At 35.2% G+C, this 5,987-nt stretch carries 6 protein-coding genes; 5 read left to right on the top strand and 1 reads right to left on the bottom strand.

The features are described from left to right. Positions 1-443: 443 nt before the first annotated feature. Positions 444-1,529 carry an alpha/beta fold hydrolase gene (locus HUN22_RS15105; protein ID WP_174730979.1) on the bottom strand — a complete coding sequence of 362 codons (1,086 nt, stop codon included), beginning with the start codon at positions 1,527-1,529 and terminating at the stop codon, positions 444-446. Positions 1,530-1,665: 136 nt separating this feature from the next. On the opposite strand from HUN22_RS15105, the gene HUN22_RS15100 reads away from it, so the two are divergent. The 5 genes from HUN22_RS15100 to HUN22_RS15080 all read left to right on the top strand — a co-directional run bounded on the left by HUN22_RS15100 (position 1,666) and on the right by HUN22_RS15080 (position 5,908). Continuing rightward, complete coding sequence (locus HUN22_RS15100) at positions 1,666-2,853, top strand: O-succinylhomoserine sulfhydrylase (protein WP_174730975.1); 1,188 nt, start codon at positions 1,666-1,668, stop codon at positions 2,851-2,853. A 170-nt stretch (positions 2,854-3,023) separates the two neighbouring features. Continuing rightward, positions 3,024-3,260: a hypothetical protein gene (locus tag HUN22_RS15095; RefSeq protein ID WP_174730972.1), complete on the top strand. Its 237-nt coding sequence runs from the start codon at positions 3,024-3,026 to the stop codon at positions 3,258-3,260. 258 nt (positions 3,261-3,518) lie between these two features. Then, entirely contained in the window at positions 3,519-3,848 is a 330-nt protein-coding gene (locus HUN22_RS15090) for a YbaB/EbfC family nucleoid-associated protein (protein ID WP_016141121.1), read from the top strand. Between the two features lie 9 nt (positions 3,849-3,857). After that, on the top strand, positions 3,858-4,454 hold the full coding sequence (gene recR, locus HUN22_RS15085; RefSeq protein ID WP_016145172.1) for a recombination mediator RecR: 597 nt from the start codon (positions 3,858-3,860) through the stop codon (positions 4,452-4,454). 329 nt (positions 4,455-4,783) lie between these two features. Beyond that, positions 4,784-5,908 (top strand): ribonuclease D, encoded by a 1,125-nt coding sequence (locus HUN22_RS15080; protein ID WP_174730969.1) that lies wholly within the window; start codon positions 4,784-4,786, stop codon positions 5,906-5,908. Positions 5,909-5,987 lie beyond the last annotated feature (79 nt).

Below are 5,987 nucleotides of genomic sequence, written 5' to 3'. Positions count from 1 at the left end.
GTAATCAGTTAGAAAGAATGCTTGTGCTCAGTTTGTAGTGAACTAAAAAATTAAGCTTATGGCTTTTTATTTGCTAAATAGACAGTCTTGATCTGAAATTTGGTCAATGAAAAAGCCAAATATCAATGACATCATCAAAAAAGCGAAACGTGATAATTATCAAATTTTGTATTTTAGGATTAAGTGGAATTCACTAGGCTCATTTTTATTTTAGACGGAAATGGGCTTTCTTTTATTGAATAAAATATGAAAAGCTAAAATTAATTCTAGTTTCTATTTTAATTTATAATTCAACTGAAAGATGTATTGATTTTACATATTATAGATTTTATTATATGACCATTAATTGCTGCGTTTGATAGTTTTTGTTTTGATAGCCTATTTCTAAAATGAAATAGGCTTTTTTTTATTAAAGTTATTTAGAGTTAGGAAAATTTAGGACTTTATAATTGTGTTGAGCGTTCAGTCAGCCATTTCGCTAATTGTGGCCAAAACTCCAGAGCACTCGCTTGACTCGACATTAGGCCTAAATGGCCACCAGGAATGAGCATAAATGTGACATCTTGGCTGCTTGTCAATTGACTTAATGGAGATGCCGCATCAGCAGTCACTAACTGATCACCGCGACCCGCGCCAACTAAAAGAGAGCAATCTATATTTTTTAATTCGATTTTCTTATCTTTTAACTGGATAAAGCCGTGTTTTAGTGGATTTTGTAGCCAGACATTAAACAACATGTCCTGATTAATCCCACCCGGATAATCAATCATATTATTTAAAAAGTCACTTAGAGTAGCATGCTCTTGTACAAATTGTAGATCATCAAGATTTTTTAGCAATTGCACATGTCCATCAAACCAACCTTTAGGATCAAGAATTTTGAAACCTAGAGAATTTAAAATTCCCGGGCTATGAATTAGACGTTTTGGCAATCCAGAATAAATACGGTCCTGAATTTTTTTATTGCGACCAATCACGTTATTTATGGTTCGGTAGAGTTTTCCAATATAGCCAGAAGCATAACTATCAATTGGACTACCTAGCACGATAAGGTTTTTAACATAATTGGGTTGATTTAAAGCCGTATATAAAGTGACGAATATGCCAGCCATACTCCAGCCATGAAGCGAGATTTGTTCACTTCCTGAATGTGTTCTCACAAGTTGTATTGCTTTAGGAATAAAATCTTCAATAAATGTTAAAAAATTAAGATGTCTATCTTTAAAATTTAAACGGCCCCAATCGACAAGATATACGTCAAAACCTGCATTTTGAAAATATTTAATAAGAGAGCGATATGGATACAAATCATATATCGCCATATTAATAGCTAGTGGGGCAACAAATACTAAAGGCTCTTTGAATTGTTTTTGAGTAGCTTCGTAATAGCGGATACGGGTTTGATTGAATTCACCAATAACTTCATAAGGAGTGCTTTGTGATAGTACTAATGTTTTTGAATGGAATAGTCGGGTAGAAAGGTGCTTGATTTGACTTTGTTCAGAGACAAGGGACTTTAAGCGTTTCATCTTGCGTTACCAACTATTTACTAAAGATTGAATAAAGTCTAAGCGATAATTTTAAGGTTTACCTTGACCTTAAATACCCTAGACACTCAAAATGATGATAGTTTTTTAGTACATGACCAGTAAAGGCGAACATTTAATGAACCAGTCTGATGATTTAGAATACCAACTTGATACTTTAGCCATTCGTACCGGACATACTCGTAGTTTTGAAGGTGAGCATGGCGAACCGATTTTTTTGACATCATCTTTTGTATATGAAAATGCAGAAGAAGCTGCAGCAAAATTTTCTGGTCAAGTTCAAGGAAATATCTATTCTCGTTTTACCAATCCGACTGTATCGATGTTCGAAAAACGTTTAGCAGCTTTAGATGGTGCTGAACGTGCTGTTGCGACAAGCTCTGGAATGGGCGCGATTTTGTCAGTTGCTATGGCTTATCTAAAAGCAGGTGATCATGTCATTTGTTCAAGAGCAGTTTTTGGTTCGATTGTTGCCTTATTTGAAAAATATATTGCCAAGTTTGGTGTAGACATTACATTTGTTGATCTCCGTGATTTAGACGCATGGAAAAATGCGGTACGTCCTGAGACTAAACTATTATTTGTTGAGTCACCATCTAACCCTCTAGCTGAGATCGCAGATATTCAAGCGCTTGCAGATATTGCCCATGCGAATGGTGCACTACTTGCTGTTGATAACAGTTTCTGCACGCCTGTTTTACAACAACCCTTAAAATTTGGGGCAGACCTTGTAATTTACTCGGCAACTAAATATTTAGATGGGCAAGGGCGCGCACTGGGTGGTGCTGTTGTCGGTAATCATCAATTATTAGAAGAAGTTTTTAGTGTTGTTCGTACACTCGGACCATCAATGAGCCCATTTAATGCATGGGTGTTCTTAAAAGGTCTAGAAACTTTACGTTTGCGTATGAAAGCACACTGTGAGGGTGCTCAAATTCTTGCAGAATGGTTATCTAATCATGAAAAAGTAGAGAAGGTCTACTATGCTGGTTTACCAACTCATGAAGGACGTGAACTTGCTGCTAAACAGCAAAAGGGTTTCGGCGGGATTGTATCTTTTGTTGTTAAAGGCGAGCGTGAAAGTGCTTGGAAAGTTATTGATAATACAAGGTTTATTTCAATCACCGGTAACTTGGGTGATGTGAAATCGACTATTACCCACCCAGCAACGACAACTCATGGCAAACTTTCTGTTGAAGCAAAAGAAGCCGCAGGTATTCAAGAAGGTTTAATTCGTGTTTCTGTGGGTCTAGAAGATATTAACGACATTATTGGTGATATCTCACGTGGGTTAGACCTCATCTAATTAAATTATGGTAGTTCTAGAAAAAGCCACATTCATTTAATGTGGCTTTTTTTGTGTTACTTATAAGCAACAATAGAAATAAAAAGTCTACGTTTTGTTATAAATCAGTTTAAAATTTCAACGTATAAAAGTTCTAAATTTAATAAAAATAACAAAGAGAGTTTTTAATCATGCTTAAACTTATAATCATTTTAGTTGCGATAGGGGCAATTGGACTGGTTGGCTACAAAGTATTTGCCCAAAAAGATGAACCAACACAGATGAGTGAAACTGTATTATTAATTAATGATGCAAACAAATCTGTTCAAGATGCTGATCTTTCAATAGAAAAAGCCAATACTTCTTTCAAAAAAGTGCCCTTAAGCGAATATAAAACAGTCAATACAAGTTTACAGGCCTCACAATAATGATCTAAAGCAATTAGATCCTAAAGAAATGACAGCTAATTTTAATTTAGGCATGCCTGTCGTACCTAAAATAGAGCTAGAGATACTGATAGAAAACATTACTTTATTGTGTCAGAATTACGGATTAATTTGAGTTCAATGTACTAGCTTGCATAGATTTTAATCAATACAGCTAGCTCAACGAGATTAAGTTTTTATAAAGTATTGGCAGATAATGAATAATACTTTAAAGATTTGATAGAGATACGGAGTAAGGTTATGAATATCAATATGCTCATGCAGCAAGCGCAGCGCATGCAAAAAGATATGGAAACAAATATAAAAAAGGCTAAAGAAGAGCTTGCTCAAACTGAAGTTCAAGCAGAAGCTGGCGGTGGTTTGGTTAAAGTCACAATGACTGGCCGTTACATCGTAAAACGTATCGAAATTAATCCAGAATTACTTCAAGATGAGCCAGACATGATTGAAGATTTAATTGCTGCTGCGGTTAATGATGCTGTGCGTCAAGCAGAAGTGATTTCTGAAGAAAAAATGCAAAAAGCAAATTCTGGTATGGGCTTACCACCTGGCTTGGCGGGTATGTTCTAAGGATATTCAGTGTTTAGTGATAGATTTGAACAACTTGTTCAAGCTTTACGTATATTGCCTAGCGTTGGTCCGAAGTCGGCTCAACGTATGGCTTTACATCTTTTGATGAAAAATAGAGAAGGTGCATTTGCATTAGCTCACGCCTTACATGAAGCTTCAAGTTATATACATGAATGTAGTGTCTGCCACTCTCTGACTGAACATGAAATTTGTGATATTTGTGCCTCAACTGACAGAGATGATCAATTATTGTGTGTAGTTGAATCACCAGCAGATGTGATGGCGATCGAGCAAAGTGGTAGCTTTCGTGGCAAATATCATGTTTTAGGTGGTCATCTTTCTCCATTAGATGGTATTGGACCTGAAGAAATTGGTATTCCTTATCTGATACAGCGTTTAAGCCAAGGCACGATTGAAGAAGTGATTTTGGCAACGAATGCGACTGTTGAAGGACAGGCAACGGCTCATTATTTGGTAGAGGCGACTAAGCATTTACCAATACACATGACACGTATCGCTCAAGGTGTACCTCAGGGTGGTGAACTCGAGTACGTAGATAGCCATACCTTAAGTCAGGCAGTGCATAACCGCATGAGAATGAAATAAGCATTGCGATGCTTATTTCATTAATACAATATCAATTTAATTGAAAAACTTGTGAATTGAATTCAACTATTAAAGATAAATATTATTTTGTTTTTTATAATAGTAGAAAGTTTAAATAGAATATGAATATAAACATGAAAAGAATCATATCAATTCTATAGAAGGGTATTGAGAGATAAATTTAAAAATACACATAAAAGATCAAAAAATTATCTATTTGCGAGAAATTGTTCAAAAATAGAGTATTCATAAAGGTTTAAGTGGCATTTTTCTGCTTCTATGTTATATATACCAGAGTTTAAAGCACTCTTTGCATTACTTGAGAAAGCATGTTTCAGTTTATCCAACAGCAAACCGAATTGGTTGATGTTCTTCAAAAAATGGATCAATGTTCAATATATGGACTTGATACAGAATTTATTAAGGTTGACACACTCTGGCCTAAACTTGGAGTTTGTCAAGTCAATGTAAATGGTAATGTCTATCTGTTGGATGGTGTTTCACTAGATCTAAGTCAGTTTTGGAAAAAGATATTTCTTGCACAGCAAAATATTTTTCATGCATGTGGAGAAGACATCGATTTAATCTACCATTATGCAGAACAAGAAGACTTGCTTAAGGTCTTTGATACTCAGGTGGGCCTTTCTTTCTTAGGTCACGGTTTACAAGTCAGCTACCAAGGTGCTTTAAAACTTTGTCTCGATATTGATATCGAGAAAGATCAAACGAGATCTGATTGGTTAGCTAGACCTCTATCGCCTCAACAACTTTGTTATGCTGCCAACGATGTTTTATATCTAATGAAGTTAGCGAGTCATATTCAAGAACAGCTTAAGCAGAAAGGGCTTTATGACTATGTTCTTGAAGACTGTAGCAGCCTAACCAAAGAAATTATTAGTGAAACCCCGACAGAATTACTATATACCGATGTTGGTAATTATCGTCATTCACGTCGTCAATTAATGCAACTACAAAACTTAAGTGAATGGCGTGAATACATTGTAAAAGCAACAAATCAGCCACGCAGTTTCATTCTTAGAAACTCAACAATGATTGATATGGTTGAAAAGAATCCACGTAATAGCTTTCAACTTTCGCAAGTGAAAGATATTCGTCCAAATGTGGTTCGTGAATATGGTAAAACTATTTTAGAATTACTTAAAGATTTACCAGTCGAAAGCAAATGGCCATCAAAGATCGCAAAACCATTTAAGGTCAATTCTAAAGAGACTTTACATAAAATGGATATGGTGCTTGCTCATGCAATAAATGAGACTTCTATTCCTAAAGAAGTGTTACTAAGAAAAAAATGGTTAAATGCCATTCATCAACATGTTCTTTATCGAGGGGATGAGCAAGATCTACCTGATTATCTATTAGGCTGGCGTTATGAGTTGTTAACACAACCATTAATCGAGCTATTTCAAGAAGAAAAACAAAGTCTATCGATTTAAAATTCATCCATATTTAAGTTCAAAAGGCTCATCATGTGATGGGCCTCTTTTAATTAAGATTGGTGAATAATTTAAATTG

This window comes from Acinetobacter lactucae (assembly GCF_013344765.1).
Lineage (GTDB): Bacteria > Pseudomonadota > Gammaproteobacteria > Pseudomonadales > Moraxellaceae > Acinetobacter > Acinetobacter lactucae_A.
The sequence above is the reverse complement of the archived record's forward strand: the minus strand, read 5'-3'. Positions and strand labels throughout refer to the sequence as shown.

Excerpts from the sequence above, each read along its gene's own strand:
- HUN22_RS15105 (WP_174730979.1), bottom strand. The coding sequence starts at position 1,529 with ATGAAACGCTTAAAGTCCCTTGTCTCTGAACAAAGTCAAATCAAGCAC.
- HUN22_RS15100 (WP_174730975.1), top strand. The coding sequence starts at position 1,666 with ATGAACCAGTCTGATGATTTAGAATACCAACTTGATACTTTAGCCATT.
- HUN22_RS15095 (WP_174730972.1), top strand. The coding sequence starts at position 3,024 with ATGCTTAAACTTATAATCATTTTAGTTGCGATAGGGGCAATTGGACTG.
- HUN22_RS15090 (WP_016141121.1), top strand. The coding sequence starts at position 3,519 with ATGAATATCAATATGCTCATGCAGCAAGCGCAGCGCATGCAAAAAGAT.
- HUN22_RS15080 (WP_174730969.1), top strand. The coding sequence starts at position 4,784 with ATGTTTCAGTTTATCCAACAGCAAACCGAATTGGTTGATGTTCTTCAA.